Here is a 26,424-nt window from a genome sequence, read left to right on the forward strand (position 1 = left end):
GCAGAGGCATAACCTGGAGGTTATAGCAAATGGCAAATTGGGCGCAGAAACTTAAGTTGCAACACCTGCAAACGCTTATCGCGCTGGGCGAACAGGGAAATCTGACTCACGTCGCACGGATGATGAATATCACCCAGCCAGCGTTGTCAAAATGGTTATCACAGCTCGAAGATGAGATTGGCATCACCCTCTTTGAACGTCACAGCAAAGGCTTGCGTCCTTCCGAAGGCGGCAAGCTGTTACTGCAGCATGCCCAACGCCTGCTCAATGATATGGAACGTTCGCAATATGAAATCGCCCGTTTTAAGCAAGGCGGCCTGGTGGGAAGTCTGAAGATTGGCTGCTCACCCGTAGCGACCGACTGCGTTTCACTGGCAATACTGGGTTTGCTCAAAGAGTTGCCAACCCTGAACCTTAATATCGAAGAGAAAGTGATGACCCCGCTGCTGCACGATCTGCTCGCGGGTTCGGTGGATGTCGTCGTCGGTCGCGTCGGTGGCCGGGCGCTTCAGTTGCCGCTCAATTACCAGGTGCTGTATACCGAGCCGGTCTGTTTCGTCGCCCGTCCCGATCATCCCTTGGCAAAATATCCCTTGCTCACCTGGCACGATCTGGCGAACTGGCGCTGGATTGTCTGGCCAACAGGAACCCCTATCCGGATAAGCATTGATAACGCGCTGGTTGATAACGGCGTCATGTTGCCGGAAAACATCATTGAATCGGCGTCGATCAACGTCAGTACCAACCTGCTGCAAAGTAGCGATATGATCTCTATTCTTTCTTTGCGTCTGGCACAACGGTATGCCGCCCAGGGGCAGTTGGCTATTCTGAATCTGCCGAAGATTGAACAAAAAGGCAGCGTCGGCGTATTCTGGCGCAACAACGAAACACCTACTACCGCCCTGAATCGTTTTTTGTATTATCTGGCACAGGCTTAGCGCGGAGAGTTAGGGCCATCGCCCGATGTTCCAGATATCTATTTCCTCTATGCTTAGAATTCATGATGTGATCGGTAGCACGTTTTTAAGTTTAATTGTATGATGAATCAGTCTCGTCAAGGGTTTCAACTATGAGCAAAGCACTGAACGTTATCTGGCAATATTTGCGCGCATTCGTCCTGATTTATGCCTGCCTCTACGCAGGTATTTTTCTTGCGTCGCTACTTCCTATCACCATTCCGGGCAGCATTATCGGCATGCTGATTCTGTTTGTCTTACTGGCTTTGCAGGTGTTACCGGCAAAATGGGTTAACCCTGGCTGCTACGTGCTGATTCGTTATATGGCCCTGCTGTTTGTCCCGATTGGTGTGGGGATCATGCAGTACTTTGACCTGCTCCGCGCACAATTTGGTCCGGTAGTGGTGTCCTGTACCATCAGTACGCTGGTCGTTTTCCTGGTGGTGAGTTGGAGCTCGCACATTGTGCACGGTGAACGCAAAATCGTTGGGCAAAAAGGGTCAAAAGAATGATGTCGTATATCTGGTGGTCGTTACCTCTTACGCTGGCGGTATTTTTTGGCGCACGTAAGCTGGCTGCACGATTTAAAATGCCGCTATTGAACCCGCTGCTGGTTGCCATGGTGGTGATTATTCCCATTCTGCTGCTGACCGGCATTCCCTACGATCACTATTTCAAAGGCAGCGAAGTACTGAACGATTTACTGCAACCTGCCGTGGTCGCGCTGGCCTATCCGTTATACGAACAGTTGCACCAAATTCGCGCCCGCTGGAAATCAATCATTGCTATCTGTTTTGCCGGGAGCGTTGTGGCGATGGTAACAGGTACGACAATCGCTTTGTTGATGGGCGCATCACCGCAAATTGCCGCGTCTATCATGCCAAAATCGGTCACCACGCCTATCGCTATGGCCGTGGGAGGCAGTATTGGCGGCATTCCGGCTATCAGCGCCGTATGCGTTATTTTTGTCGGTATCCTCGGGGCAGTATTTGGTCATACGTTGCTTAATGCGATGCGCATTCGCACCAAGGCCGCTCGGGGGCTGGCAATGGGCACCGCGTCGCACGCCCTGGGTACCGCACGCTGTGCAGAACTGGACTACCAGGAAGGCGCGTTTAGCTCTCTGGCGCTGGTTATTTGCGGCATTATCACCTCGTTGGTTGCCCCATTCCTGTTCCCGATTATTCTGGCGGTGGTGGGTTAACCTTCATTTTTTAGCTATTTATTTGCGATGCGTTGCACATTTTTCATTTAAGTTTCATAAGTTGCATACGTAATGGGATTTAGATCACATATAAAGCCATAACAGGTCCGTAAACTACAATTCCATTACATTGTTATGAGGCATCGCCATGCATCCACGTTTTCAAACTGCTTTTGCCCAACTCGCGGATAACTTGCAATCAGCCCTGGCCCCTGTTCTGGCGGATGCGCATTTCCCCGCCATGCTGACTGCTGAGCAGGTCTCTTTGCTGAAACGCGAATCGGGACTGGACGAAGACGCGCTGGCATTCGCTCTGCTGCCGCTGGCTGCGGCCTGCGCGCGTACTCCACTGTCCAATTTCAACGTTGGGGCTATTTCTCGCGGCATCAGCGGCAACTGGTACTTCGGTGGGAACATGGAGTTCCTGGGCGCGACCATGCAGCAAACTGTTCATGCCGAGCAAAGCGCTATCAGCCACGCCTGGCTGCGCGGTGAAAAAGGGCTCGCCGCCATCACCGTCAACTACACGCCGTGCGGCCACTGTCGCCAGTTTATGAACGAACTAAACAGCGGACTGGATTTACGTATTCATCTGCCGGGACGTGCGCCACACGTGCTGCGCGATTATCTGCCAGATGCCTTCGGCCCGAAAGATCTGGAGATTAAAACGCTGCTGATGGACGATCAGGATCACGGCTTCGCACTGCAGGGCGATGCGTTGACCCAGGCAGCAATCACCGCTGCCAACAGATGTCATATGCCGTACAGCAAATCCCCAAGCGGCGTGGCGCTGGAGTGTAAAGATGGTCGTATTTTTAGCGGCAGCTATGCTGAAAATGCTGCTTTTAACCCAACCCTGCCACCACTGCAAGGCGCGTTGAACCTGTTGAATCTGAATGGTTATGATTATCCAGATATCCAACGCGCCGTGCTGGCTGAAAAAGCCGATGCGCCGTTAATTCAGTGGGATGCGACGTCTGCCACGCTGAAAGCACTGGGCTGCGACAATATAGAGCGCGTGCTACTCGACTAAGTCGTGTTGCCCGATGGCGTAACGTCATCGGGCAACAGTGACTAAAATCCCCTCAATCAGATTGCTGTTTCTTGCGCTACGTCTTCGGGTAAAGTAGCCTGATTGAAATTCCATCCAAATAACGAGTTTTCTGCATGTTAAAGCGCGTGTTTTACAGCCTGTTAGTCCTGCTAGGCTTGCTGCTTTTGACTGTGCTTGGACTCGATCGGTGGATGAGCTGGAAGACTGCTCCCTACATTTACGACGAACTGCAGGATTTACCCTACCGCCAGGTAGGTGTGGTTCTGGGCACGGCGAAGTATTACCGCACCGGCGTCATCAATCAGTATTACCGCTACCGCATTCAGGGCGCATTGAACGCCTATAACAGCGGGAAGGTAAACTATCTGCTGTTAAGCGGCGACAACGCGCAGCAAAGCTACAACGAACCCATGACGATGCGTAAAGATCTGATTGCCGCAGGCGTCGATCCCGCTGACATCGTGCTTGATTACGCCGGGTTCCGAACGCTCGACTCCATCGTGCGCACCCGTAAGGTGTTCGATACCAACGATTTCATCATTATTACCCAGCGATTCCACTGTGAGCGTGCCTTGTTTATTGCGCTCCATATGGGTATCCAGGCCCAGTGCTACGCCGTACCTTCGCCAAAAGATATGCTCACCGTGCGGGTACGTGAATTTGGTGCCCGTTTTGGTGCACTTGCCGATCTCTACATTTTTAAACGTGAACCCCGCTTTTTAGGCCCACTGGTCCCTATCCCTACCATGCATCAGGTACCGGACGATGCACAGGGATATCCGGCAGTCACGCCTGAACAACTGCTCGAATTACAAAAGAAACAAGGAAAATAAGCATGGATGTACAAACCCTTTTCGTCGTGTTGGCCTTTCTGCTCATTCCCGTGTTTTGTTTTCGTGAAGCCTGGAAAGGCTGGCGCTCGGGAGCCGTAGATAAAATTAAAAAGAATGCGCGCGAACCGGTTTTCGCTTATCGCAATCAAGAGCCGCTGCAATTTTGGTCTTACGTACTGGTTTATGCTGGATGCGGGTGCTTATCCTTCGGTATGGTTATTTACTTAGTTTTTTATCGATAACGCATTTGCCTTTATATTAGCGTTTGAGAATAGCTAATATTTTGATAATAGTTACCATTTCAAGATAAGGGATTAATGCTGCCCGTCAGCATTTCCCTCAAACTATCTTCTATTTGTGAATCCTTTCACAGAATACTCTTCCTGCAGTGCTTAGCCTTAAGAATAGCCTTTCACTTTTTATATTTTGTTATTAACGGTTTGCCTTAATTTACTCAAGCATTAAGGAAGAAAATATGCCACAACAAAATTATCTGGATGAGCTCACGCCTGCTTTTACCCCATTATTAGCAATAAAAGAGGCTTCCCGCTGTTTATTATGTCACGATGCCCCCTGTAGTCAGGATTGCCCGGCGCAAACCGACCCGGGGAAATTTATTCGCTCCATTTATTTCCGTAATTTTAAAGGCGCAGCCGAAACTATCCGCGAAAATAATGCGCTCGGTGCGGTGTGTGCTCGAGTTTGCCCAACCGAAAAATTATGCCAGCGCGGGTGTACGCGTTCAGGAATTGATAAACCTATTGATATTGCGCGTCTGCAGCGCTTTATAACCGATTTTGAACAGCAGACCGCGATGAAAATATATCAGCCAGCAACAAAAACGCTGGGCAAGGTCGCCATTATCGGTGCAGGTCCGGCAGGATTACAGGCCAGCGTAACGCTGAGCAATCTTGGTTATGACGTAACCATCTTCGAAAAACAGGCTCAGCCAGGCGGCTGGTTGCGCTATGGCATCCCAGAGTTTCGTTTGCCGCATTCGGTTTTGGATCATGAAATTGCCCGTATCGTTGAAATGGGCGTGACCATCAAGTGCAATTGTGAAGTCGGCAATGCCCTTTCCGTTGAGCAACTCAAAGCAGAATATCGCGCCGTACTGGTTACCCCAGGTATGTCTTACGGCTCAACATTGCCTCTTTTTGAGAAAGCGAATCACGTTGAAATTGCCGTCGATTTTCTGCAACGCGCCCGACAAGCCAGCGGCGATATTACCGTCGCCAAAAGTGTATTGATCATCGGCGGTGGCGATGTGGCGATGGATGTCGCCAGTACGTTGAAACTGCTGGGCTGCCCGTCAGTCACTTGTGTCGCGCGTGAAGAACTGGCTGATTTTCCGGCCAGCGATAAAGAATTCAGCAGCACCCAGGCATTAGGCGTGTCGATTATTGACGGTTTCACGCCCGTGGCGGTAAGCGGAAATCAAGTTACCTTTAAGCACGTACGCCTGCCAGGCGAACTCACGCTAGAAGCCGATCACATTATTCTTGCCGTCGGTCAACACGCTCAGCTTGATAATTTCGCCACGTTAAAGCCACAACGCAATCTTATCAATACGCAAAACTACCAAACCGCCGATCCGGCTCTGTTTGCTGCGGGCGATATTGTTGAAGGCGATAAAACGGTCGTTTACGCCGTGAAAACCGGAAAAGAAGCCGCTCAGGCCATTCATCACTATTTAGAGGGAGCTTGCTCATGTTAACGAAAGATCTTTCTATTACCTTTTGCGGCGTCAAATTTCCCAACCCGTTCTGCCTCTCTTCCTCTCCGGTGGGCAACTGCTATGAAATGTGCGCCAAAGCCTATGATAGCGGTTGGGGCGGCATTGTTTTTAAAACGATCGGGTTCTTTATTGCGAATGAAGTCTCCCCGCGCTTTGACCATCTCAGCAAAGAAGATACCGGCTTTATTGGCTTCAAAAACATGGAGCAAATTGCCGAGCATCCGCTGGAGGAGAATCTGGCTGCTATTCGGCGACTGAAACAAGACTACCCGGATAAGGTCCTGATTGCGTCGATCATGGGGGAAAATGAGCAGCAATGGCAGGAACTGGCCCGCCTGGTTGAAGAAGCGGGTGCAGATATGATCGAGTGTAACTTCTCCTGCCCGCAAATGACCTCGCATGCTATGGGCAGCGATGTAGGACAAAGCCCTGAGTTGGTTGAAAAATACTGTCGGGCGGTTAAACGCGGTTCGCCCCTGCCAATGCTGGCTAAAATGACACCAAATATTGGTGATATGTGTGAGGTGGCGCTGGCGGCAAAACGCGGAGGAGCCGACGGCATCGCGACCATCAATACGGTTAAATCCATCACTAACATCGACCTGAACAGGAAAATCGGGATGCCGGTCGTCAACGGTAAATCCAGTATTTCCGGCTACTCCGGCAAGGCCGTTAAACCTATCGCCCTGCGATTTATCCAACAGTTGCGCACGCATCCCGAATTGCGCGATTTCCCGATTAGCGGCATTGGAGGAATTGAGACCTGGGAAGATGCCGCCGAGTTTTTACTGTTAGGCGCGGCCACGCTGCAGGTGACCACCGGGATCATGCAGTATGGATATCGGATTGTGGAGGACATGATCAGCGGGCTGTCACATTACCTCGCCGATCAAGGGTTTGACTCACTGGAGGAGATGGTGGGTCTGGCCAATGCCAAAATCATCCCCGCCGAGGAGCTTGACCGTAGCTACATTGTCTATCCGAACATCCATCTTGATAAATGCGTCGGCTGTGGTCGTTGCTACATCTCCTGCTATGACGGCGGGCATCAGGCGATGGAATGGAATGAGGAAACCCGTACACCGCACTGCAATACGGAAAAATGTGTGGGATGTTTATTGTGCGGTCACGTTTGCCCGGTAGCCTGTATTGATCTGGGCGAGGTGAAATTTAAACCCGGAGAGAAAGAACATGCGTTAACGTTGTAACGCAGATAAAAAAGCCCGGTGCAGGTTGCGCTGCACCGGGCTTTTTACGTTGTACGATTACTTCTTACGCGCGTACTTCAGTGAGTCCAGCGCGACCGCGAAGATGATAATGCCGCCCTTGATAATATACTGCCAGTAAGGGTTTACGCCGATGTAGGTCAGACCGTAGTTGATGACGGTGAAGATAATCACACCGGTCACCACGCCAAACACGGTACCTACCCCGCCGCTGAACGACACGCCACCAACCACGCACGCCGCAATCGCATCCAGCTCATACATAAAGCCGAGGTTGTTGGTCGCCGAGCCGATACGCCCGGCTTCCAGCAAACCACCGAAGGCATAGAACACGCCAGACAACGCATAGATAATCAACAGGTTCAGCGCAACGTTTACCCCAGACACTTTCGCTGCTTCCGGGTTTCCGCCGATGGCGAAAATGTTTTTACCGAAGCGGGTCTTGTTCCACAGCACCCACACAAAGGCCACGGCAATCAGCGCGTAGAAGGTGATGTAGGAGAGTCGGAAACTGCCCAGTGCAATAAAGCCCTGTGCAAAGGTTGAAAATCCGCTGTCAAAGCCAGAGATTGGCGATGCACCGACGAAGTCGTAGTACAGGGAGTTGATCCCGTAAACGATAATCATCGTACCCAGGGTGGTAATAAACGGCGTCACGTTCAGGTAAGCAATGATAATACCGTTCACCAGACCGATAATGGCACCAATCACGCAGACAATCAGCACCACTACAATGATCGGCATCGTCGCCATTTCCGGGAACACCTTGTTGGCATTCTCCATCGACTGCAACAAAGTCGCTGCAACCACTGCCGCCAGGCCAACCTGACGCCCCGCCGACAGGTCGGTCCCTTGGGTAACAATCAGTCCAGCCACACCCAATGCGATAATAATACGCACCGAGGATTGTGTGAGAATATTACTCAGGTTTAGTAAGCTTAAGAAAGTGGGATCCTGGAAAATAATAATCGCCAGCAAAACCAAAAGAACAACGTAAATTCCGCCTTCTTTCAGGTAAGTAAGAAAACTTTTCTTATTTAACGCACTCATGAGGAGCCCCTAATCTTAAAGGTGCAAAGACGCAAGACGGAGGATTTCGTTTTGCGTTGTTGTTTTAGTGTCAACAATTCCGGCAACGAGACCATTGCTCATCACCAGAATACGATCGGTAATACCCAGCAGCTCCGGCATTTCAGAGGAAATAATAATAATCCCCTTATCCTTTTTCGCGAGTTCAGCAATTAACTGGTAAATTTCAAATTTCGCGCCAACATCGATTCCACGCGTCGGTTCATCCAGCATCAGAATTTCTGGCTGCGTTAATAACCAACGACCAATAACCACCTTTTGCTGATTACCGCCAGAAAGTGAACCAATTTGCGTACGATGGCCCGGTGTTTTCACCCTCATGGAGTCAATTACCCACTGGGTATCACTCTTCATGCGGGAATTATCCAACAGACCGACTTTGTTTTTGTAATTTTGGATATTAGAAATTAACGAGTTAAAACCAATGTCCAGATACGCATAAATACCGGTTGAGCGGCGCTCTTCCGTGACCAGCGCAAAACCATGGTTGATGGCTTCATTTGCACTGTGGTTATTAATCTTTTTGCCGTGTAGCGTAATCGTACCCGATGATTTCTCACGAATACCAAAAAGCGTTTCAACAATATCCGTGCGTTTTGCGCCGACCAGACCGGCAATCCCGAGAATTTCCCCTTTGTGTAAATCAAACGAGATATCACGAATCGACGGCTGACGCAGCGAGGTCAGGTTACGCACTTGCAGAATGACTTCACCAGGTTTGTTTTCTTTATCCGGAAAACGTTGGTTCAGTGAACGCCCTACCATCATGGCGATGATCTTATCCATATCCAGCCCTTCCAGCGGCTGGGTCGCAATCCACTGGCCGTCGCGTAGAACGGTAATTTCATCACACAGCTGGAAGATTTCTTCCATTTTGTGAGAAATATAAACAATACCGCATCCACGCTCTTTCAGCTTACGGATGATGGTGAACAGATGATTAACTTCTTTCTCGGTTAACGATGAAGTTGGTTCATCCATGATGACGATTTTGGCGTCATAGGAGAACGCCTTCGCAATTTCAATCATCTGCATTTGTGAAACGGATAATGTGCCGACGCGCGCACGCGGATCGATATCAATATCCAGTTCATCAAATATCGCTTTGGTATCGCGGTACATTTTTTCCTGATCGACAAACATGCCTTTGGTGGGATAGCGTCCCAGCCACATGTTGTCCATCACAGAGCGTTGTAATACCAGGTTTAATTCCTGGTGTACCATCGAAATACCATTCTCAAGCGCTTCCTTAGCAGAATGAAAGTCGATTTCTTTACCCTGAAATAAAATACTGCCGGAATCTTTTTGATAGATGCCGAAAAGACATTTCAATAATGTTGATTTCCCCGCGCCATTCTCCCCCATTAAGGCGTGAATAGAATGCGGGCGGACTTTTAAATTGACATTATCAAGCGCCTTAACGCCGGGGAAGGACTTGTTGATGCCGGTCATTTCCAACAAGTATTCGCCTGACGACTGAGTATGTGTGCTGACCATAATTATACCTTGTTGGCCTTGCAGAGTGCGTTATTAAGGGCGCAATGAAATTGCGCCCACAGACGGAGTATTTACTTATTGGTGAACTCGGCCAGATTATCTTTATCGACACCTACGTACGGAACGCGAACAATCTTGTTCTCAATTTTCCAGTTAGTACCATCTGCCGCACCTTTGCCATCAGCCAGGTTTTTCGCCAGATCAAAGGTGGCTTTCGCCTGGTTATTAGCATCGTTCAGCACGGTACCGGCCATAGCGCCAGATTTCACCAGCGCCAGTGCTTCAGGCAGGGCATCCACGCCAAATACCGGTACGCTGGTTTTATTGTGTGCCTTCAGCGCTTCAACTGCGCCCATTGCCATCGCATCGTTGTTGGCGATAACGACTTCGATTTTGTTCGCGTTCGGACCGGACATCCACGCATCCATCTTATCTTTCGCCTGAGCGGTATCCCACATTGCAGTATCTAACTGCAGTTGCTCAGTTTTAATGCCTTTGTCGTTCAGCTCTTTAATCACGTAAGTAGTACGTGCTTCAGCATCCGGGTGTCCCGGTTCGCCTTTCAGCAGAACAAACTGAATTTTGCCGTCTTTGTTCAGGTCCCAGTTCGGGTTAGCTGCCCAGTGTTTAGCAATCAAATCACCCTGAATAATACCGGATTCTTTAGAGTCAGTACCGACGTAATACGCTTTGTCATAGCTGTCCAGCGCCTTGCGAGAAGGTTCTTTGTTGAAGAACACGATCGGTACGTTCTGTCCGCGTGCTTTTTCAATGACCGTGCCTGCAGCTGCCGGGTCAACCAGGTTAATCGCCAGTGCTTTAACGCCTTTTGCCAGCAGCACGTCGATCTGATCGTTTTGTTTGGACTGGTCGTTCTGCGAGTCGTTCATCAGCAGTTGTACATCTGGCGCTGCTTTGGCATCTTTTTCAATAGCCTTACGTACCACTGACATAAAGTTATCGTCATACTTATAGATAGTCACACCAATACGGGTATCAGCAGCGTGCGCAGCCGCGCCGAATAACATGCTTGCCATTACAGCAGACAGGGTCAACACCTTCTTATTCATGGTATCTCCGGTTTTATTATGCAGGGTAGTACTTGAGATAAATGCTCGGCAGGCAGAACGTTACTGAAGTGTTACTGAACGCCGAAGCTCACTTTTAAAAATATTTCTTCCGTGTCTGGCAACGCTCCCAAAACAGGCTTTAATTATCGTTTAAGGCAGCTATACCTCGATGAAAGTGATTATTCACCGTTACATAGTAGTTACAGCGCAACAAACAGTGTCATCATAGCTATCGCATTGTTAATATACTGTGAATTTACTCACATATTGAAAGCGGTTACATCGCGCTGCGTTATAAGTTAGTGATCGGTGCCGCATTCTGCCGCAGCGCCACTGAATGGCGACGTACCAGCGTCGGCATAAAGCAATGCGTCGCCTGCGGATCCAACGTGCCAGCCGCGCCCTGTAGTGCAAGCTCCGTCGCCATTTTTGCCATAGAGGCAATGGGATAGCGCACGGTGGTTAGCTGCGGATCGGTGTAACGCGCGATGGGAATATCATCGAAGCCAATGATTGAAAGGTGTAATGGAATAGCGATACCGTTATCTTTTAGCGCGGTCAGTGCGCCAGCTGCCATATTGTCGTTATAAGCGAAGACCGCCGTCAGTTGTAAATTGCGCCCCAGCAATTCCACCATCGCAGACTCTCCGCCCTGCATATCGGGCGAACCGGTGCCGACCCAGCTTTCTGCCGCAACAATCCCCTGCTCTTTCAGAGCAGTTAACCACCCTTCTTTGCGCATGGTGTCATCTTCAATACGATGGCTTGATGCCAGATAACCGATGCGTTGATGACCATTATTCAGCAACATACGGGTCGCCATTTTAGCGCCGCTGATGTTATCCAGGCAGACGCAACGGTGGGCGTAACCCGGTACCAGGCGATTGATCAGCACCATGCCGGGGATTTGATCCATAAACTCGGCCAGTTCCCGATCGCTCAGTGCTTTAGAGTGTACAATCAATGCGTTACAGCGTTGGCGAATCAACACCTCAATGGCATGACGTTCTTTTTCCGCCTCATGGTAGCTGTTGCCAATCAGGACATACTTCTGATGCTGCTGGGCAACCATATCCACGGCTTTTACCAGCGCGCCAAAAAACGCATCTGATACATCCATGACGACAACACCAATCGTGTCGCTTACCTGCGTCGCCAGCGCTTGTGCGTTGGCATTAGGTCGATAGCCAAGCTGAGTGACTGCTTTCATTACCGCTTCACGCGTATCGGGACTCACCAGCGCACTGTTATTCAGTACGCGGGAAACGGTCGCTACAGAAACGCCAGACTGCCGTGCCACATCACGAATGGTTACCATATTCACTGCCCTGTTTTAGATTGCGGCTGCCCGCAGACACCCCAGGCTGGGTATTTTGTCAGCACAATGAAACGGACTGCGTGAGTGATGTCACAGGAATGAAAGCGCTTACATCCATTTTGTTAATGAATGTGATCCAGATCGTTATCTGGATGTTCGCGGTAATGATGTCCCTGCAGCACGCAGGGTTAATTGACGCCACAGCCATTCCACCGGGCCCTGGCGGTAATAACGTAGCCATATCACGGAGAAAAGTAAGTTAATGACCCAGACCGGGATGACGAAATACAGCAGCTCCAGCCGGTCGAATTTCATAAATAAGCCGAATTGATAGAACAGCGTGGTACAGATTAAGGTTTGTAACAGATAGTTGGTTAATGCCATGCGTCCCACACAGGCGACGGCAATGACCCATTTTAAACGGCTAAGCTGCGGCCAGAAACCGTACATCAGCGCGGCGTAACCAATGGTCTGCATCGGCGCTCCCAGCTCTCGCGGGGCTTGTAACAGGAAAGCACACCAGCGGTAGGCCCAGTCCAGATTCCATTGAGCGATGATAGCAGGCAGGTTTATCGCCATCCCAATAATGACCAGCAGCACGCCGGTACGTCGATAGTGCTGCAAACTGTACTGCCCTTTTAGCCAACCGCTGCGCGTTAATGCCGCGCCGAGCAGCATCATCCCCGCCAGTTGCCAGCCGTACTGAGCACCCAACGCCAGCAAGCTATTGGACATCATATCCACGCGATTGCTGATTGCTTCCATTCCGCCGTTCACTTTCCAGTATTTTTCATACAGCAACGCTGAAGCATCCGGCGTCCAGGCGCGGCTGGTTTCGCTCCCGGAGATCACACCCAACAGCACCAGTACGCCAACGCCCACCAGATACAGCAGCACACCAGTGTTAAATAAGCTTTTTACCGACGGCGCATCCCGGATCAGCCGCCAGCAAATCAGGCCGATCAAGCCATATGCCAGCAGGATATCGCCATCCCAGAAGAATAAACCGTGAATAAAACCCAATAGCACCAGCAGCGTAAGCCGTGACTGGATCCAGCGTTTACCGCGTGGGAGCAGCATTTGCAGACCGGCACCGAACAGCAGCGCAAACAGCGTGAGGAATTTTACCTGCGCAAAGAGATCGAGCAGCGCCCAGGTCCAGGCATCGGATAAGGTGATGTCGCCATACCAGGCAGGATTGAGGTACGCCGCCTTTGGCAAGCCAAAGGCGCTAATATTGAGAAGCAGGATACCAAGAATGGCGACGCCACGAATAAAATCCAGCGTGACATTACGCTCCATGGTTCCTGCCCTAATCAGTTGTGATGACGTACTGCGCGCAGGAATTCCTGACGCGTGTTCTGGCTGGACTTAAACAATCCACCAAGAGAAGTGGTGGTGGTCGCACTGGTCGCATCACGAATGCCGCGCGCTTTCACACAGTAATGCACCGCATCAATCGACACCGCCACATTATTCGTCCCGAGCAGCGTTTGCAGCGCGGTGAGAATTTGCTGGGTCAGGCGTTCCTGTACCTGTGGGCGCTGGGCGAAGAACTGCACAATGCGGTTAATCTTCGACAGACCAATAACCGAATCTTTCGGAATATACGCCACCGTCGCTTTGCCATCGATAGTGACAAAGTGGTGTTCGCAGGTGCTGGTCAGCGTAATATCGCGGACCGTGACCATCTCGTCCACCTTCATTTTATTTTCAATGACGGTGATTTTCGGGAAGTTGGCGTAATCGAGGCCGGAGAAAATCTCATCGACATACATTTTCGCAATGCGATGAGGAGTTTCCATCAGACTGTCATCGCTCAAATCGAGATTGAGCAATTGCATAATCTCGGTCATATGGCCAGAGATAAGACGTTTGCGTGTTTCGTTATCCATCTCTTGCACGGGCGGGCGCAGCGGGGTTTCGAGACCACGCGCAACCAGCGCTTCATGAACCAGAGCCGCTTCTTTACTGAGTGATGACATTTCTTCTTCTCCTGCAGGTGGGGCGCCTCTGCCCTGCATGGGGCAAAGTTTTTAGGCTGTATCACAGCCAGAACATTGTGCGTGAGGCGGCGCACATAATCCAGTATTCACCGCGATAATTATTGAAATTGGCACAGCCTTTTAACTGTAGCAACTTCACTTTCTGTTCAGCCCGGTGACGTTGAGTGTTAATGTAAAGTTATATAGATGATGAAGTATGTTTGCTCAATGCGGAAGTGAAAGTTACTCACAGTGCAATGAATAATCTGTATTATGGTGAGTTCGCAAACACATACAGGTTCAACACAACAAGGAGCCACGCATGGAAATGCTTGAAGAGCACCGCTGTTTTGAAGGCTGGCAGCAACGCTGGCGTCACGACTCCGCCACGTTAAATTGCGCCATGACCTTCAGTATTTTTCTTCCGCCCCCCCGCGATAACGCCCCACCTCCGGTGCTGTACTGGCTGTCGGGCCTGACCTGCAATGATGAAAACTTCACCACCAAAGCCGGCGCACAGCGCATCGCGGCTGAGCTCGGCATTGTTCTGGTGATGCCAGACACCAGCCCGCGCGGCGAGCAGGTTGCCAACGATGATGGTTACGATTTAGGCCAGGGCGCGGGATTTTACCTCAATGCCACTCAGCAGCCATGGGCAACGCATTTTTGTATGTATGACTATCTGCGTGATGAGCTTCCGGCACTGATTCATTCGCAGTTTAACGTCAGCGATCGCTGCGCGATCAGCGGGCACTCTATGGGGGGTCACGGCGCATTGATTATGGCGCTGAAAAATCCCGGGAGATACGCCAGCGTTTCAGCCTTTGCGCCGATCGTAAACCCTTGTCGCGTTCCGTGGGGCGAAAAGGCTTTTAGCGCTTATCTGGGTGAAGATAAAACACAATGGGCTGAGTGGGACAGCTGCGAATTAATGCTGGCCAGCAAGCCCGCAGACGCGATTCCGACGCTAATTGATCAAGGAGACAGCGATCAGTTTCTTGCCGATCAGTTGCAGCCCGCAGTGCTGGCCGAAATAGCCCGTCAAACCGCATGGCCAATGACACTACGCATCCAGCCAGGTTACGACCACAGCTATTACTTTATTGCGTCGTTTATTGAGGATCACCTGCGCTTTCATGCCCAGTATTTGCTGAAGTGATCACCAGTAAAGCGTATTTTCTATTGCCGCGCTGTAGCTCATCTCTTCTGACTGCGGCGCGGACGCTTTACGATTTAGATCGGCCGCCTGTTGGCGTACCTGTAATCTCCCCACGCTCTCACCGCCTTCATAACCTTCGTTAAAATTACGCACTTCAGACTCGAATAAGATTGCATCCAGGTGATGCAACTTATTCAGTGCACGCAACAGGGAGATAAGTGTGTCCAGATTGAGGCCGCCGCCTTTCTCAATGCGTTTAATGGTCGCAATGCCGACCTGTGCGCGGTCAGCAAGTTGCTGCTGCGTTAGCGCCAGAGAAATCCGCGTTTCTCTGATGCGAGCGCATAATGACAAGATGATTTCATCATTATTCATGGTGTTATATTTCATGCCGCCCTCCCCGATTTTTGGGCTGAATTTTCCCAAGGCAGCCGTGATACGTCTCACGGTACTTCGCGCTCATGTCTTTACCCGTTTCATACATGGCGGCAATCACCTCATCGAGCGAAACGCATGGCTCGCTGACACGGCTCATCGCCATCGTTGCGGCGTTAATCGCTTTTACGGACGAAATCGCGTTTCGTTCGACGCAGGGAATTTGTACCTGCCCGCCAACCGGATCGCAGGTCAGTCCGAGATGGTGCTCCATGGTGATTTCTGCGGCATTCAGCACCTGAGCAACTGACGCCCCCATCAGTTCCGCTAATCCGGCTGCGGCCATCGAACTGGCCACGCCGATCTCTCCCTGACACCCAACCTCAGAACCTAAAATAGACGCGTTTTGTTTGAACAGTAGCGCGATGGCGCCAGCGGTGAGGAAAAAGCGGATAACCGATGCGCTATCCAACTTACAGACAAACTTATCGTACCAACTGAGGACCGCAGGGATGATACCGCTCGCACCATTGGTCGGCGCGGTCACCACTCGCCCTCCAGCGGCGTTTTCCTCGCTGACGGCAATCGCAAACGCATTCACCCAGTTGAGGTTGGTGAGAAAGTCGTTAGCAGAGGGTTTCATTGCCAGTAATTTATAGAGCGAGCAGGCCCTGCGCGGCACCTGATACGAGCCTGGCAGTAGGCCTTCAGTATGCAGACCACGATGGACGGCCTGCTGCATTATCGCCCAAACGTACGCGAAATAGTCATGCAACGCCGCCTGGGAATGCACCTGTAATTCATTTTTCATCATTAATGCCGCAACGGATAGTCCATTACGCTGACACAGTTCCTGCAGCTGCGCGGCATTTTGAAACGCAAAAGGAAATGCGTTTTTTTGCGCGGCTCTCTCGGGTGCCGGCTCGCCGGGTTTGCGAACCTGGCCGGCGCCGGTTGAAAACCATGATTCTTCATACAACGTAAAATAATCATCCCTGGCACGAAACGTCATCGCATAGGGATGGCCAGAATGCGGTTGTTGATTCGGCTTAATCGCGACCGTCACGGTAACTGAAGGAGAAAGCGTCAGGGTGCCGTCCTGTTCAGCACGTTTAATGAGATCCATCTGCTGGCGTAAATCAACATCATCCGGCTGATTGCCCAACAGCCCCAGATAAAGAGCGATATCAACGTTATGACACTTGCGGCTTAATGAGAGCGCGCCGTATAGCTCAACCTCGATTTCTCGCGTTAGCGGTAAGATCTCCTGTAGCTATAATTGTGAAATGAAGTTAAACGCGGCACGCATTGGCCCTACTGTTCTTGAACTGGAAGGCCCAATGACGACTTTAAAAATATCAATACAACTTTCCATTTTAGACCCATCCCTGTTAGTCAAAATAGAATATACCGCCAGTAGCAACAGACCGTGACGTGTATATCAACAATGATACCTTTCAGACTTTGTTTATTTATTGGTATAAAAAACAATACTATTTTATCTTTTTTTTAACATTCACATCTGTGATAAAGCAGGATTCAATCGTCACCCTCTACTATTACAATAACCTTAATTTACAGGAGTGACATAATGGCAATTATTTATTTTATTAGTGCAAAAGATCCTGAAAAACTTCAGGCATGGCTGCACAATACATTTCTAAATACCGAGACCAAACAATATCCGTGCGCACTGGAACAATTATCTATAGCCGCATTCAATAAACCGTATTTAAAATTATCAATACCCGATGAAATATTCACCGATGACATATACAAGAAACTAAGGGCTACATCGTTCACTCAGCAATTTGATTTTTTCCTAAAACCGCAAATCATCCCGACGAACGGGATCATCGCCTTTGACATGGACTCGACGTTTATCGAGGAAGAAGGTGTGGATGAGATCGCCCGCGCGCTAGGCATCACCGATCGGATAACAGAACTGACGCGGCAAGCGATGGAAGGAAAACTGGATTTCAATAACAGTTTCACCCGGCGCATCGGAATGTTAAAAGGGACACACATCCATGTCATTAATGCCGTATGCGATCGGATGACGGCCTCTCCCGGCATCACCACCATTTTGCCATTCCTCAAGCAGAAAGGATTTAAAACAGCGATCATTTCCGGCGGACTGGATATTTTCACCCACCGCTTACAACAGAAATATCAGCTGGACTATATATTTTCAAATACCGTTGAAGTCAGGAATGGTATGCTGACAGATAATATTTCCGCGCCAATCATGAATGCAGAAAATAAGCAAAAAACATTGGCCATGCTTGCCGACTCTCTGCAGATGCCTCAGCATAATATTATCGCCTGCGGTGATGGTGCCAACGATATTCCCATGCTCACGTATGCTGGCACTGGTATTGCCTGGCGAGCAAAACCCGCGGTCAGAAATTTAATTAACAATCAGATTAATTTTCACGGATTCGAGTCGCTTTTGTTCTTTATCGAAAATGGATTATAACCCCACAAGCACTGTCTGAAGGGAAGATCATATGAGCTTGAAATCATTTATATTCAGCCAGGCTGATAAGCCGGTTGTAAAAGAAAAAAAAGAGATTGACCATACTTACAAAAAATTCAGGATAGAGATTATTACCTCGGTTTTTATCTCTTACGCGGTCTTTTATTTAACACGTAAAAACTTCTCAGCCGCCATGCCGGCCATGCTGTCAGATACCACTCTGACCGCAGAAGATTTTGCCATCATGTCTTCACTGTTTTACATCCTGTATGGCTCAATGAAGTTTGTTGGCGGCATGCTGGTTGATAAAATCAATCCGAAAGCCATGACCGGCCCGGCGCTCATTGGCGTGGGGATCGTTAATATTCTGTTTGGTTTTTCCGACAGCGTTGCCGCGTTTTATGTGTTGTACAGCCTCAATGCTATCCTCCAGGGCACCAGTTTTCCACCAATGGCAAAGATCATGGCATCCTGGTTTTCCAAGAATGAACGCGGACGTTGGTGGGCGGTCGTTGAAGCGGCGCATAATATTGGCGGTAGTCTCGCCCCACTGCTGACAAGTTTCGCGATTGTCTGGAGCGGTAGCTGGAAAATGGGTTTTTATGTACCGGGCGCAATCTCCTTGCTGATGGGGATCGTAGCGCTCTTTACGATTAAAGACCGTCCCGGGACCTTAGGTTTGCCTAACGTTGGCGAATGGCGTAAGGATCCAACAGAGCTTGCCCAAGTGAAAGCCAGTCCGGTAAATCTCTCCTTTTGGCTGATTTTCGTCAAATATATCCTGATTAACCCATTAGTGTGGATTATTATCATTGGCGATATGTCCGTTTATATTGCCCGCACCATCCTCAATGACTGGCCGCAAATTTACTATTCTCAGGTGCATGGCTGGAGTCTGATTAAAGCCAACTCCATTATCTCGTGGTTTGAAGCCGGTGGACTTGCCGGAGGGCTACTGGCGGGTTACTTATCTGACTTTATGTTTAAAAGTAACCGCTGGATGACAGGCTTAATATTCGCATTAATGCTGTGCGTATGTATTACCTTAATCCCACTGGTTCAGGATACCTCATATACCATTACGGCCATTCTCTTCACCATAATGGGTTTCGCCCTGTACGGGCCGCATATGCTTTTTGCCGTAGGTTGTCTGGACGTCACTCACAAAGATGCGGCGGGATCGATAACTGGCTTCCGCGGATTGTTTAGCTATGTCGGCGCGGCGTTAGCAGGCGTACCGGTGATATTAGTGAAGAACAACTGGGAGTGGTCTGGAGTCTATCTCTATGCCGTGATCGCAATCCTGTTAACCACCTTGTCACTGGCCTTACTCGCCAAATTCCATCGACTATAAGCCAGCCATAACAGGACAGTGGCGCCATCGCCGCTGTCTTTCGGTTGGGTTCTTTCAGCGTCAAAAAGGTGTCCATCTTCTTCATCCCTCCATCATTTCTTCACTTTTTCTCCTTTTTTCTTCCTTCACTATCTTATTGATTAAAAAAGCATTTCACCCTAAACCATATCAAACACAAATGATTTCTATTATCATTTGTGTTTACAAATATTCATACTTTTGTACAATCCCCCCGCTTCTTTACTGAAAAGAGTCCTTAAAAGACAAATACATACAATTGTCATGGCCTTTCACATGACGCGCAGTTTGATTCATTTAAATGGAATGATACAAATGACTATACCTCACGTTAAGGCTGTAGCTGCCGCAGTATGCGTCGCCAGTCTCCCATCACTCGGCCATGCCGCTGAACAAGATACCGTGGTAGTTACCGCTACCGGCTTTGAGCAGAAAATTCAGGATGCCCCGGCTTCGATATCTGTTATTACCAAGCAGCAGATTGAGGACAAAGCCTATCGCGATGTCACCGATGCGCTAAAAGATGTCCCTGGCGTCGTCGTCACCGGCGGGGGGAGCAGCAGCGATATCAGTATTCGCGGTATGGCTTCGCAATACACGCTCTTCCTGGTCAACGGTAAACGCATCAGCACCCGCGGCACACGTCCTAATAGCGACAACTCAGGTATTGAACAAGGTTGGCTGCCGCCGCTTGAATCCATCGAGCGTATCGAAGTCATCCGTGGCCCGATGTCATCACTGTACGGCTCCGACGCGATGGGCGGTGTCATTAACGTCATCACCAAGAAAGTGTCGAATACCAAAGCCTGGACCGGTTCTCTGCACGGCGATGCCACTTTCCAGGAAGACAGAGACTCCGGCGATATTTACCAGACCAACGCCTATGCGTCTGGGCCACTGATTGACGGATTACTTGGCGCGAAGGTGACCGGGTTATTCTCCCATCGGGCGGAAGATAAAATCCTCAATGGCTACAATGAACAGCGTATGCGTAACGGGGGCTTAACCCTGAACTTTACGCCAGATGATAAAAACGACATCGATTTCGATTACGCACGTGAATTGCAGGATCGTGACAGTACCCCAGGCAAATCTATGGCTGAGGAAAACTGCCGCAACGGAAGCTGTAAGCCAAACAGCAAAAGCGAAAGCAAGTATGTGCACACGACGTATTCTTTAACCCATAGCGGTTATTACGATGACTTCAACTCCACCAGCTATGTCCAGCAGGAAGAGAGCGAAAACCCGGGTCGCAAAATGAAGTCTTACAATACGATTTTCAATAGCCAGAACCAGGTCTTCCTTGGGGCGCATACCCTGACGCTAGGTGGGCAATACCGTTATGAGAAACTGCGTGATAACGGCAACCAGCTGCAAGCGGCTGATGGGCTGAACAAATTGACCCGCTGGAGCTGGGCGTTGTTTGCTGAAGATGAATGGGCCGTTACCGATACCTTCTCGCTGACCGGCGGTCTGCGTATGGATAAAGATGAGAACTACGGTGACAACTGGACGCCACGCGGCTATGGCGTATGGCATCTGAGCGATCAATGGACCTTAAAAGGCGGCGTTTCGGCGGGCTACCGTGCGCCAGACCTGCGCCAGTCATCAGCAAACTGGGGACAGGTCACCGGCGGCGGTCGTCTGAACGGAATCATTGTCGGCAACCCGGACCTGAAGCCGGAGAAAAGCCTCAGCGAAGAAATCGGCTTACTGTGGGATAACGGCGATAACCTCAACGCAGGCGTCACCCTGTTCAATACCGACTTCAAGAACAAAATCACTGAAGTGCGCCGTTGTAACAGCAGTTCCGATCCGGCCTGCACCATCGGCAATACCCATTATGACTTCGTCAGCGATCGCGTTAACGTCGATAAAGCCAATATGCGTGGCGTAGAATCCACCTTCGGCTGGAAAATAACCTCTGACGTCAACTGGACTGCGAACTACACCTACACGGAATCTGAGCAGAAAAGCGGTCAGTTCTCCGGCCAGCCGTTGAACAAAATGCCGAAGCATATGTTTAACACGACGCTGGACTGGCAGGCCACGCAGGATCTCGGTTTCTGGAGCCGCCTGAATCTGCGTGGAAAAACGTCTGAATACCTGAGCCGTACTTCCATGGCGCAGGGTACGCCGTCCTATACGCAGGTCGATGTGGGTTTACGTTACTATGCCACCAAGGATTTGTTGATGACCGCTGGCGTGTATAACGTGCTGGATAAGCAAATCGATTACGATACCTACGACACCGTTCTCGATGGTCGTCGTTACACGGTTGGCATGACTTACAGCTTCTAAGTTTGACGCAATAAAAAACCCCGGCACTCATCATGCCGGGGTTTTTGTTATGCTTTTTATACTGTTATTTCTTCACGCGACCCGGGAATTTCATTTCGCTGTAGCGGACAAAATGGGTTCCTTTGGTCAGCTTATAGCCAAACCAGATAATCAGGAACAGCGGGATACCAATATAGGTAGCCATCACGCCGCCCCAGTCAATGCTGTCTTTCAGGAACGCTTCGTAGTTCTGGCCGAGAGTGATAATCAGGCACAGCACAAAGGCGAAGATCGGACCCAGCGGGAAGAAGCCAGAACGGTACGGCAGATCCTTCACATCGTGGCCCTGCAGCACATAACCGCGACGGAAGCGATAGTGGCTAATGGCGATCCCCAGCCAGGCGATAAAGCCCGTCATCCCGGAAGTATTTAGCAGCCACAGGTATACGGTCTGGTTGCCAAACATCGAGGTCAGGAAGCACAGCCCCGCCACCACGGTGGTCGCATACAGCGCGTTACGCGGTACGCCGCCACGAGACAGTTTACCGAAAATACGTGGCGCTTTACCGTCACATGCCAGGGTGTAAAGCATACGCGTGGAAGCGTACATCCCGGAGTTACCTGCAGACAGCACCGCCGTCAGGATAACTGCGTTCATCACCGCTGCCGCAGACAGCAGACCCGCATGCTGGAATACCAACGTGAACGGGCTAACGCTGATGTCTTTCACATCGTTGCGCAGCAGGCTCGGATCGGTGTACGGAATAATCAGGCTGATAATCAAAATCGCGAACACATAGAACAGCAGGATTCGCCAGAATACCTGACGTACCGCACGTGGAATGTTCTTTTCAGGATCTTCAGATTCACCTGCCGCGATACCGATCAGTTCCGTCCCCTGGAAGGAGAAGCCGACGATCATCGCCACGCCAATCATCGCAGCAAAACCACCGGCAAACGGTGCATCACCGGTCGTCCAGTTGCTCCAGCCCACCGGCTGAGCGCCTTTGAAGATACCGAAAATCATCATTACGCCAACTACGATGAAGATAATGACGGTGGTAACTTTGATCAGTGAGAACCAATATTCCGCTTCACCAAATCCGCGAACGGAAATGTAGTTCAGCAGGAAGATCACGCCGAGGAACAGCGCACTCCAGATCCAACCCGGCGTGTCCGGGAACCACCAGCTCATCACCAGCTGTGCGGCCACCAGGTCAACGGCAATCGTTACCGCCCAGTTGTACCAGTAGTTCCAGCCCAGCGCGAAGCCAAAGCCTTCTTCTACGTAGTTCTGACCGTAGGTGGAAAACGAGCCAGAAACCGGCATATAGGCCGCCAGTTCACCGAGGCTGGTCATCAGGAAATACACCATCAGACCGATCAGAATATAAGAGAACAACGCGCCGCCAGGACCCGCTGCAGAAATAGTTGCACCAGATGCAACGAAAAGACCTGTACCGATGGAGCCTCCAATGGCAATCATCGTCAGGTGACGCGCCTTCAGTTCACGACGTAGCGTGGGCGCTTCTGTGGTTTTAGTTTCGGAAACCATGTGAAAATGCTATCCATCCAAAAAATGAGGCGCGATTGTAGCAGACGAAACGGCATTCTTCCGGCACAAATGCGCTGTTATAAGAGACCTTCATGACTGGCCGCGGATTATAAGTAAAGCAGAAAATAGAGGGTGCAAGGCGGTTAAAACGTAACCGCCATTATGCAAAAAGGAGTCGCTACGACAGTGAACGTCCTATTCCCCCTGCTCTACCTGGTCGCTGTAGTGCAAAAAGCGCGTAATGGCATTGGAGATATGTTTTTGTCGATGATGAACACGCCACAGCGTGCGGACCAAACGCGGAAGCGGCACAGGAACTTCGCTCAGCGTTCCCGCCTGTAACTGCTCGGCAATGACCCGCCGTGACAAACAGCTGATCCCGAGGCCATGGCGCACCGCATGCTTAATGGCCTCGGAGTTACCCAACTCCATTGCCATCTGAAATCTCGGCAAATGAGACAACAGCAGGTAATCCACCAGTTCACGCGTACCCGATCCTCGTTCACGCAGTATCCACGGCGAAGCAGCCAGTTGTTCCAGCGTAACGGGTCCCTTTGTAAGCGGTGACGACGGTGCGGCGAACACCACCAGCTCGTCTTCCAGCCACGGTTCAGAGATAATTTCCGTACTGTGACACGGCCCTTCAATCAGCCCGATGTCTACCCGGAAATCCAGCACCGCATTGATCACGTCCTGGCTGTTGCCCACGCTAAGCTCCAGCGGCAAATCGGGGAAATCATGCCGATAGCGGGCGATCATGGCAGGGAGAATATAGTTGCCAATGGTGCTACTGGCATAAACCCGGATAGCGCCATTATCTTCGCGGAAAAGCTGTTCGATTTCGGTCGTTTGCTCAAGTAGCGCCAGCGCCCGTGGGTAGAGCAAGCGCCCGTGTTCGTTGACCACCAGTCGTTTACCAACACGGTCAAACAGTTGCACGCCGAGTTGCCCTTCCAGATCGGTAAGTGCCGCACTCACCGCCGACTGCGACAATGCCAGCATGACAGACGCCTGGGTCGTTGAGCCGCTTTTTAATACCTCAGCAAACACTTCAAGTTGTCGCAGGGTGATATGCATAGTCGTTTTCCACCGGATAACCGTTACTTATACCCTAAATAATTCGAGTTGCAGCCAGCGTACATGCAACCTGAAGTATGACGGGTATACCACTTATATAGATTAATTATAAATATATAATCAATTTTATTTTTAAACCACTTCGCCGTACTCTTTTACCCAGATAAAGGAGAAGGATATGACAGAACTCACCTTGCAGACTCATCGTCGTACAGCGTGGCATTTTATTCCGGGGCTCGCCCTGAGTGCAGTTATCACTGGGGTCGCCTTATGGGGTGGATCCATTCCCGCCGTTGCAGGTGCCGGGTTCAGCGCCCTCACCTTAGCAATCTTACTGGGGATGGTTCTCGGCAACACCGTCTATCCGCACATCTGGAAAAGCTGTGACGGCGGTGTGCTGTTTGCTAAACAACATTTATTACGTCTGGGGATCATCCTCTACGGCTTCCGCCTCACCTTCGCGCAAATTGCTGACGTCGGCGTCAGCGGTATCGTGATTGATGTGTTAACGCTAAGCAGTACCTTTATGATTGCCTGTTTCCTGGGGCAAAAAGTGTTTGGTCTGGACCGCCACACCAGTTGGCTGATTGGCGCGGGGAGCAGCATTTGTGGTGCCGCCGCCGTGTTGGCAACCGAGCCTGTAGTGAAAGCGGAAGCCAGTAAGGTAACCGTCGCTGTCGCCACCGTAGTGATCTTCGGTACCATCGCTATCTTCCTGTATCCGGCAATGTATCCGCTGCTGGCACACTGGTTTAGCCCGGAAACCTACGGCATTTACATTGGTTCCACCATGCATGAAGTGGCACAGGTAGTGGCTGCCGGGCACGCCATTAACCCGGATGCGGAAAATGCCGCAGTTATTGCCAAAATGCTGCGCGTCATGATGCTGGCACCGTTTCTTATCCTGTTGGCCGCCCGCGTTAAACAGCTGTCTCCGGCCTCCGGTGGTGAGAAGAGCAAAATCACCATTCCGTGGTTTGCCATCCTGTTCATTGTGGTCGCGATTTTTAACTCGTTCCACTTTCTGCCGCAGTCGATAGTGAACATGCTGGTAACACTGGATACCATTTTGCTGGCAATGGCGATGGCCGCACTGGGGCTGACCACTCACGTTAGCGCCCTGAAAAAAGCCGGTGCTAAACCGTTACTGATGGCCCTGCTGCTGTTTGTCTGGCTGATTGTAGGCGGTGGCGCGATTAACCTCGCTATCCACGCGCTGATGGCATAAACGAGCACGACTCACCTCCATTAACCCGCTATACTTCCTCCTTTTGCATTTGAGTATGGCGGGTTTAATTTATGAAATACATCGGAGCGCACGTAAGCGCCGCTGGCGGTCTGGCTAACGCCGCTATTCGAGCCGCAGAAATCGAAGCGACCGCATTCGCCCTGTTCACCAAGAATCAGCGTCAGTGGCGTGCCGCGCCGCTGACCACCGAAATCATTGATGATTTCAAATCTGCCTGCGAGAAGTATCACTATACTTCCGCGCAAATCCTGCCTCACGACAGCTACCTGATTAACCTCGGTCACCCGGTCAGCGATGCGCTGGAAAAATCGCGTGACGCGTTTCTTGACGAAATGCAACGCTGCGAACAGCTTGGCTTATCCCTGCTTAACTTTCACCCGGGTAGCCATTTGATGCAGATTCCGGAAGATGAATGTCTGGCGCGCATTGCGGAATCGATCAATATCGCCCTCGCCCAGACCCAGGGCGTTACGGCGGTCATTGAAAATACCGCCGGACAGGGCAGCAACCTTGGCTTTAAGTTTGAGCACCTGGCCGCCATTATCGACGGCGTAGAAGATAAATCCCGTGTCGGCGTCTGTATTGATACCTGCCACGCCTTCGCGGCCGGTTACGATTTGCGATCCGTTGAGGAATGCGAAAAGACCTTTGCGGAATTTGAACGAATTGTCGGCTTCAAGTATCTGCGCGGTATGCACCTGAACGACGCCAAGAGCACGTTTGGCAGCCGCGTTGACCGTCACCACAGCTTAGGTGAAGGCAATATTGGCCACGATGCCTTCCGTTGGATCATGCAGGACAATCGTTTTGACGGCATTCCGCTGGTGTTGGAAACCATTAATCCAGATATCTGGGCAGAAGAGATTGCCTGGCTGAAAGCCCAGCAAACTGAAAAAGCGGTGGCCTAA

The 26,424-nt window shown here is 50.5% G+C and carries 23 protein-coding genes and 1 pseudogene; 14 read left to right on the forward strand and 10 right to left on the reverse strand.

Annotated features, from left to right (window positions below; translation table 11 throughout):
• Positions 1–29: 29 nt before the first annotated feature.
• The 8 genes from C2U41_RS13260 (at position 30) to preA (ending at position 6,993) form a co-directional block, all read left to right on the forward strand.
• Positions 30–938, forward strand: a complete 909-nt coding sequence (locus tag C2U41_RS13260) for a LysR substrate-binding domain-containing protein (RefSeq protein WP_003840122.1) — start codon at positions 30–32, stop codon at positions 936–938.
• Between the two features lie 131 nt (positions 939–1,069).
• Positions 1,070–1,468, forward strand: a complete 399-nt coding sequence (locus tag C2U41_RS13265; protein ID WP_003027379.1) for a CidA/LrgA family protein — start codon at positions 1,070–1,072, stop codon at positions 1,466–1,468.
• Entirely contained in the window at positions 1,465–2,160 is a 696-nt protein-coding gene (locus tag C2U41_RS13270; protein WP_003027380.1) for a CidB/LrgB family autolysis modulator, read from the forward strand. Before C2U41_RS13265 ends, C2U41_RS13270 begins: the two co-directional genes overlap by 4 nt.
• A gap of 148 nt (positions 2,161–2,308) precedes the next feature.
• Positions 2,309–3,193 carry a cytidine deaminase gene (gene cdd / locus C2U41_RS13275; RefSeq protein ID WP_003027381.1) on the forward strand — a complete coding sequence of 295 codons (885 nt, stop codon included), beginning with the start codon at positions 2,309–2,311 and terminating at the stop codon, positions 3,191–3,193.
• A gap of 134 nt (positions 3,194–3,327) precedes the next feature.
• Complete coding sequence (gene sanA / locus C2U41_RS13280) at positions 3,328–4,047, forward strand: outer membrane permeability protein SanA (protein WP_003027383.1); 720 nt, start codon at positions 3,328–3,330, stop codon at positions 4,045–4,047.
• Positions 4,048–4,049: 2 nt separating this feature from the next.
• On the forward strand, positions 4,050–4,289 hold the full coding sequence (locus C2U41_RS13285) for a DUF2542 family protein (RefSeq protein WP_003027385.1): 240 nt from the start codon (positions 4,050–4,052) through the stop codon (positions 4,287–4,289).
• 233 nt (positions 4,290–4,522) lie between these two features.
• Positions 4,523–5,764 (forward strand): NAD(P)-dependent oxidoreductase, encoded by a 1,242-nt coding sequence (locus C2U41_RS13290; protein WP_103848655.1) that lies wholly within the window; start codon positions 4,523–4,525, stop codon positions 5,762–5,764.
• Positions 5,758–6,993, forward strand: coding sequence for an NAD-dependent dihydropyrimidine dehydrogenase subunit PreA (gene preA / locus C2U41_RS13295; RefSeq protein WP_103848656.1), 1,236 nt, complete (start codon positions 5,758–5,760; stop codon positions 6,991–6,993). Before C2U41_RS13290 ends, preA begins: the two co-directional genes overlap by 7 nt.
• A 57-nt stretch (positions 6,994–7,050) precedes the next feature.
• Here the strand turns inward: preA and mglC are convergent, their stop codons facing one another.
• The 6 genes from mglC to folE all read right to left on the reverse strand — a co-directional run bounded on the left by mglC (position 7,051) and on the right by folE (position 13,970).
• The gene (mglC, locus tag C2U41_RS13300) at positions 7,051–8,061 is read right to left on the reverse strand and encodes a galactose/methyl galactoside ABC transporter permease MglC (RefSeq protein WP_003027393.1); all 1,011 of its coding nucleotides are present in this window, start codon (positions 8,059–8,061) and stop codon (positions 7,051–7,053) included.
• Positions 8,062–8,076: 15 nt separating this feature from the next.
• Positions 8,077–9,597 carry a galactose/methyl galactoside ABC transporter ATP-binding protein MglA gene (gene mglA, locus C2U41_RS13305; protein WP_003027396.1) on the reverse strand — a complete coding sequence of 507 codons (1,521 nt, stop codon included), beginning with the start codon at positions 9,595–9,597 and terminating at the stop codon, positions 8,077–8,079.
• Between the two features lie 71 nt (positions 9,598–9,668).
• Complete coding sequence (gene mglB / locus C2U41_RS13310; RefSeq protein ID WP_003027399.1) at positions 9,669–10,667, reverse strand: galactose/glucose ABC transporter substrate-binding protein MglB; 999 nt, start codon at positions 10,665–10,667, stop codon at positions 9,669–9,671.
• Between the two features lie 292 nt (positions 10,668–10,959).
• Positions 10,960–11,985: an HTH-type transcriptional regulator GalS gene (gene galS / locus C2U41_RS13315; RefSeq protein WP_003027402.1), complete on the reverse strand. Its 1,026-nt coding sequence runs from the start codon at positions 11,983–11,985 to the stop codon at positions 10,960–10,962.
• A 144-nt stretch (positions 11,986–12,129) separates the two neighbouring features.
• Positions 12,130–13,287 (reverse strand): DUF418 domain-containing protein YeiB, encoded by a 1,158-nt coding sequence (gene yeiB, locus C2U41_RS13320; protein ID WP_103848657.1) that lies wholly within the window; start codon positions 13,285–13,287, stop codon positions 12,130–12,132.
• 14 nt (positions 13,288–13,301) lie between these two features.
• Complete coding sequence (gene folE / locus C2U41_RS13325; RefSeq protein ID WP_003027410.1) at positions 13,302–13,970, reverse strand: GTP cyclohydrolase I FolE; 669 nt, start codon at positions 13,968–13,970, stop codon at positions 13,302–13,304.
• A 322-nt stretch (positions 13,971–14,292) separates the two neighbouring features.
• Between folE and fghA the strand changes: the two genes are divergently transcribed.
• The gene (gene fghA, locus C2U41_RS13335) at positions 14,293–15,129 is read left to right on the forward strand and encodes an S-formylglutathione hydrolase (RefSeq protein ID WP_103848658.1); all 837 of its coding nucleotides are present in this window, start codon (positions 14,293–14,295) and stop codon (positions 15,127–15,129) included.
• Here fghA and C2U41_RS13340 read toward each other — a convergent pair whose 3' ends face one another.
• Complete coding sequence (locus tag C2U41_RS13340; protein ID WP_003840109.1) at positions 15,130–15,519, reverse strand: helix-turn-helix domain-containing protein; 390 nt, start codon at positions 15,517–15,519, stop codon at positions 15,130–15,132.
• Positions 15,509–16,879: pseudogene (locus C2U41_RS13345) on the reverse strand (L-serine ammonia-lyase). Before C2U41_RS13345 ends, C2U41_RS13340 begins: the two are co-directional and overlap by 11 nt.
• A 216-nt stretch (positions 16,880–17,095) precedes the next feature.
• On the opposite strand from C2U41_RS13345, the gene serB reads away from it, so the two are divergent.
• From serB to C2U41_RS13360, 3 genes are all read left to right on the forward strand, one after another.
• Entirely contained in the window at positions 17,096–17,983 is an 888-nt protein-coding gene (serB, locus tag C2U41_RS13350; protein ID WP_103848659.1) for a phosphoserine phosphatase SerB, read from the forward strand.
• A 31-nt stretch (positions 17,984–18,014) separates the two neighbouring features.
• On the forward strand, positions 18,015–19,337 hold the full coding sequence (locus C2U41_RS13355) for an MFS transporter (RefSeq protein WP_103848660.1): 1,323 nt from the start codon (positions 18,015–18,017) through the stop codon (positions 19,335–19,337).
• Between the two features lie 333 nt (positions 19,338–19,670).
• Positions 19,671–21,656 (forward strand): ligand-gated channel protein, encoded by a 1,986-nt coding sequence (locus C2U41_RS13360; RefSeq protein ID WP_048217325.1) that lies wholly within the window; start codon positions 19,671–19,673, stop codon positions 21,654–21,656.
• A gap of 64 nt (positions 21,657–21,720) precedes the next feature.
• On the opposite strand, the gene lysP is transcribed toward C2U41_RS13360, so the two are convergent.
• Positions 21,721–23,190, reverse strand: coding sequence for a lysine-specific permease (lysP, locus tag C2U41_RS13365; RefSeq protein ID WP_003027419.1), 1,470 nt, complete (start codon positions 23,188–23,190; stop codon positions 21,721–21,723).
• Positions 23,191–23,385: 195 nt separating this feature from the next.
• Positions 23,386–24,267, reverse strand: a complete 882-nt coding sequence (gene yieE / locus C2U41_RS13370; protein WP_003840099.1) for a DNA-binding transcriptional regulator YeiE — start codon at positions 24,265–24,267, stop codon at positions 23,386–23,388.
• A gap of 178 nt (positions 24,268–24,445) precedes the next feature.
• Between yieE and C2U41_RS13375 the strand changes: the two genes are divergently transcribed.
• Positions 24,446–25,495 carry a YeiH family protein gene (locus C2U41_RS13375; RefSeq protein ID WP_003840098.1) on the forward strand — a complete coding sequence of 350 codons (1,050 nt, stop codon included), beginning with the start codon at positions 24,446–24,448 and terminating at the stop codon, positions 25,493–25,495.
• Positions 25,496–25,566: 71 nt separating this feature from the next.
• Positions 25,567–26,424, forward strand: a complete 858-nt coding sequence (nfo, locus tag C2U41_RS13380) for a deoxyribonuclease IV (RefSeq protein ID WP_003027428.1) — start codon at positions 25,567–25,569, stop codon at positions 26,422–26,424.

Origin of the sequence: Citrobacter freundii complex sp. CFNIH4 (genome assembly GCF_002934505.1) — a bacterium.
Taxonomy (GTDB): Bacteria; Pseudomonadota; Gammaproteobacteria; order Enterobacterales; family Enterobacteriaceae; genus Citrobacter; species Citrobacter freundii.

Excerpts from the sequence above, each read along its gene's own strand:
- C2U41_RS13265 (WP_003027379.1), top strand. The coding sequence starts at position 1,070 with ATGAGCAAAGCACTGAACGTTATCTGGCAATATTTGCGCGCATTCGTC.
- C2U41_RS13285 (WP_003027385.1), top strand. The coding sequence starts at position 4,050 with ATGGATGTACAAACCCTTTTCGTCGTGTTGGCCTTTCTGCTCATTCCC.
- cdd (WP_003027381.1), top strand. The coding sequence starts at position 2,309 with ATGCATCCACGTTTTCAAACTGCTTTTGCCCAACTCGCGGATAACTTG.
- serB (WP_103848659.1), top strand. The coding sequence starts at position 17,096 with ATGGCAATTATTTATTTTATTAGTGCAAAAGATCCTGAAAAACTTCAG.
- C2U41_RS13375 (WP_003840098.1), top strand. The coding sequence starts at position 24,446 with ATGACAGAACTCACCTTGCAGACTCATCGTCGTACAGCGTGGCATTTT.
- nfo (WP_003027428.1), top strand. The coding sequence starts at position 25,567 with ATGAAATACATCGGAGCGCACGTAAGCGCCGCTGGCGGTCTGGCTAAC.
- yeiB (WP_103848657.1), bottom strand. The coding sequence starts at position 13,287 with ATGGAGCGTAATGTCACGCTGGATTTTATTCGTGGCGTCGCCATTCTT.
- mglC (WP_003027393.1), bottom strand. The coding sequence starts at position 8,061 with ATGAGTGCGTTAAATAAGAAAAGTTTTCTTACTTACCTGAAAGAAGGC.
- folE (WP_003027410.1), bottom strand. The coding sequence starts at position 13,970 with ATGTCATCACTCAGTAAAGAAGCGGCTCTGGTTCATGAAGCGCTGGTT.
- fghA (WP_103848658.1), top strand. The coding sequence starts at position 14,293 with ATGGAAATGCTTGAAGAGCACCGCTGTTTTGAAGGCTGGCAGCAACGC.
- lysP (WP_003027419.1), bottom strand. The coding sequence starts at position 23,190 with ATGGTTTCCGAAACTAAAACCACAGAAGCGCCCACGCTACGTCGTGAA.
- C2U41_RS13260 (WP_003840122.1), top strand. The coding sequence starts at position 30 with ATGGCAAATTGGGCGCAGAAACTTAAGTTGCAACACCTGCAAACGCTT.
- C2U41_RS13340 (WP_003840109.1), bottom strand. The coding sequence starts at position 15,519 with ATGAAATATAACACCATGAATAATGATGAAATCATCTTGTCATTATGC.
- sanA (WP_003027383.1), top strand. The coding sequence starts at position 3,328 with ATGTTAAAGCGCGTGTTTTACAGCCTGTTAGTCCTGCTAGGCTTGCTG.
- mglA (WP_003027396.1), bottom strand. The coding sequence starts at position 9,597 with ATGGTCAGCACACATACTCAGTCGTCAGGCGAATACTTGTTGGAAATG.
- C2U41_RS13270 (WP_003027380.1), top strand. The coding sequence starts at position 1,465 with ATGATGTCGTATATCTGGTGGTCGTTACCTCTTACGCTGGCGGTATTT.
- C2U41_RS13290 (WP_103848655.1), top strand. The coding sequence starts at position 4,523 with ATGCCACAACAAAATTATCTGGATGAGCTCACGCCTGCTTTTACCCCA.
- galS (WP_003027402.1), bottom strand. The coding sequence starts at position 11,985 with ATGGTAACCATTCGTGATGTGGCACGGCAGTCTGGCGTTTCTGTAGCG.
- C2U41_RS13355 (WP_103848660.1), top strand. The coding sequence starts at position 18,015 with ATGAGCTTGAAATCATTTATATTCAGCCAGGCTGATAAGCCGGTTGTA.
- yieE (WP_003840099.1), bottom strand. The coding sequence starts at position 24,267 with ATGCATATCACCCTGCGACAACTTGAAGTGTTTGCTGAGGTATTAAAA.
- C2U41_RS13360 (WP_048217325.1), top strand. The coding sequence starts at position 19,671 with ATGACTATACCTCACGTTAAGGCTGTAGCTGCCGCAGTATGCGTCGCC.
- preA (WP_103848656.1), top strand. The coding sequence starts at position 5,758 with ATGTTAACGAAAGATCTTTCTATTACCTTTTGCGGCGTCAAATTTCCC.
- mglB (WP_003027399.1), bottom strand. The coding sequence starts at position 10,667 with ATGAATAAGAAGGTGTTGACCCTGTCTGCTGTAATGGCAAGCATGTTA.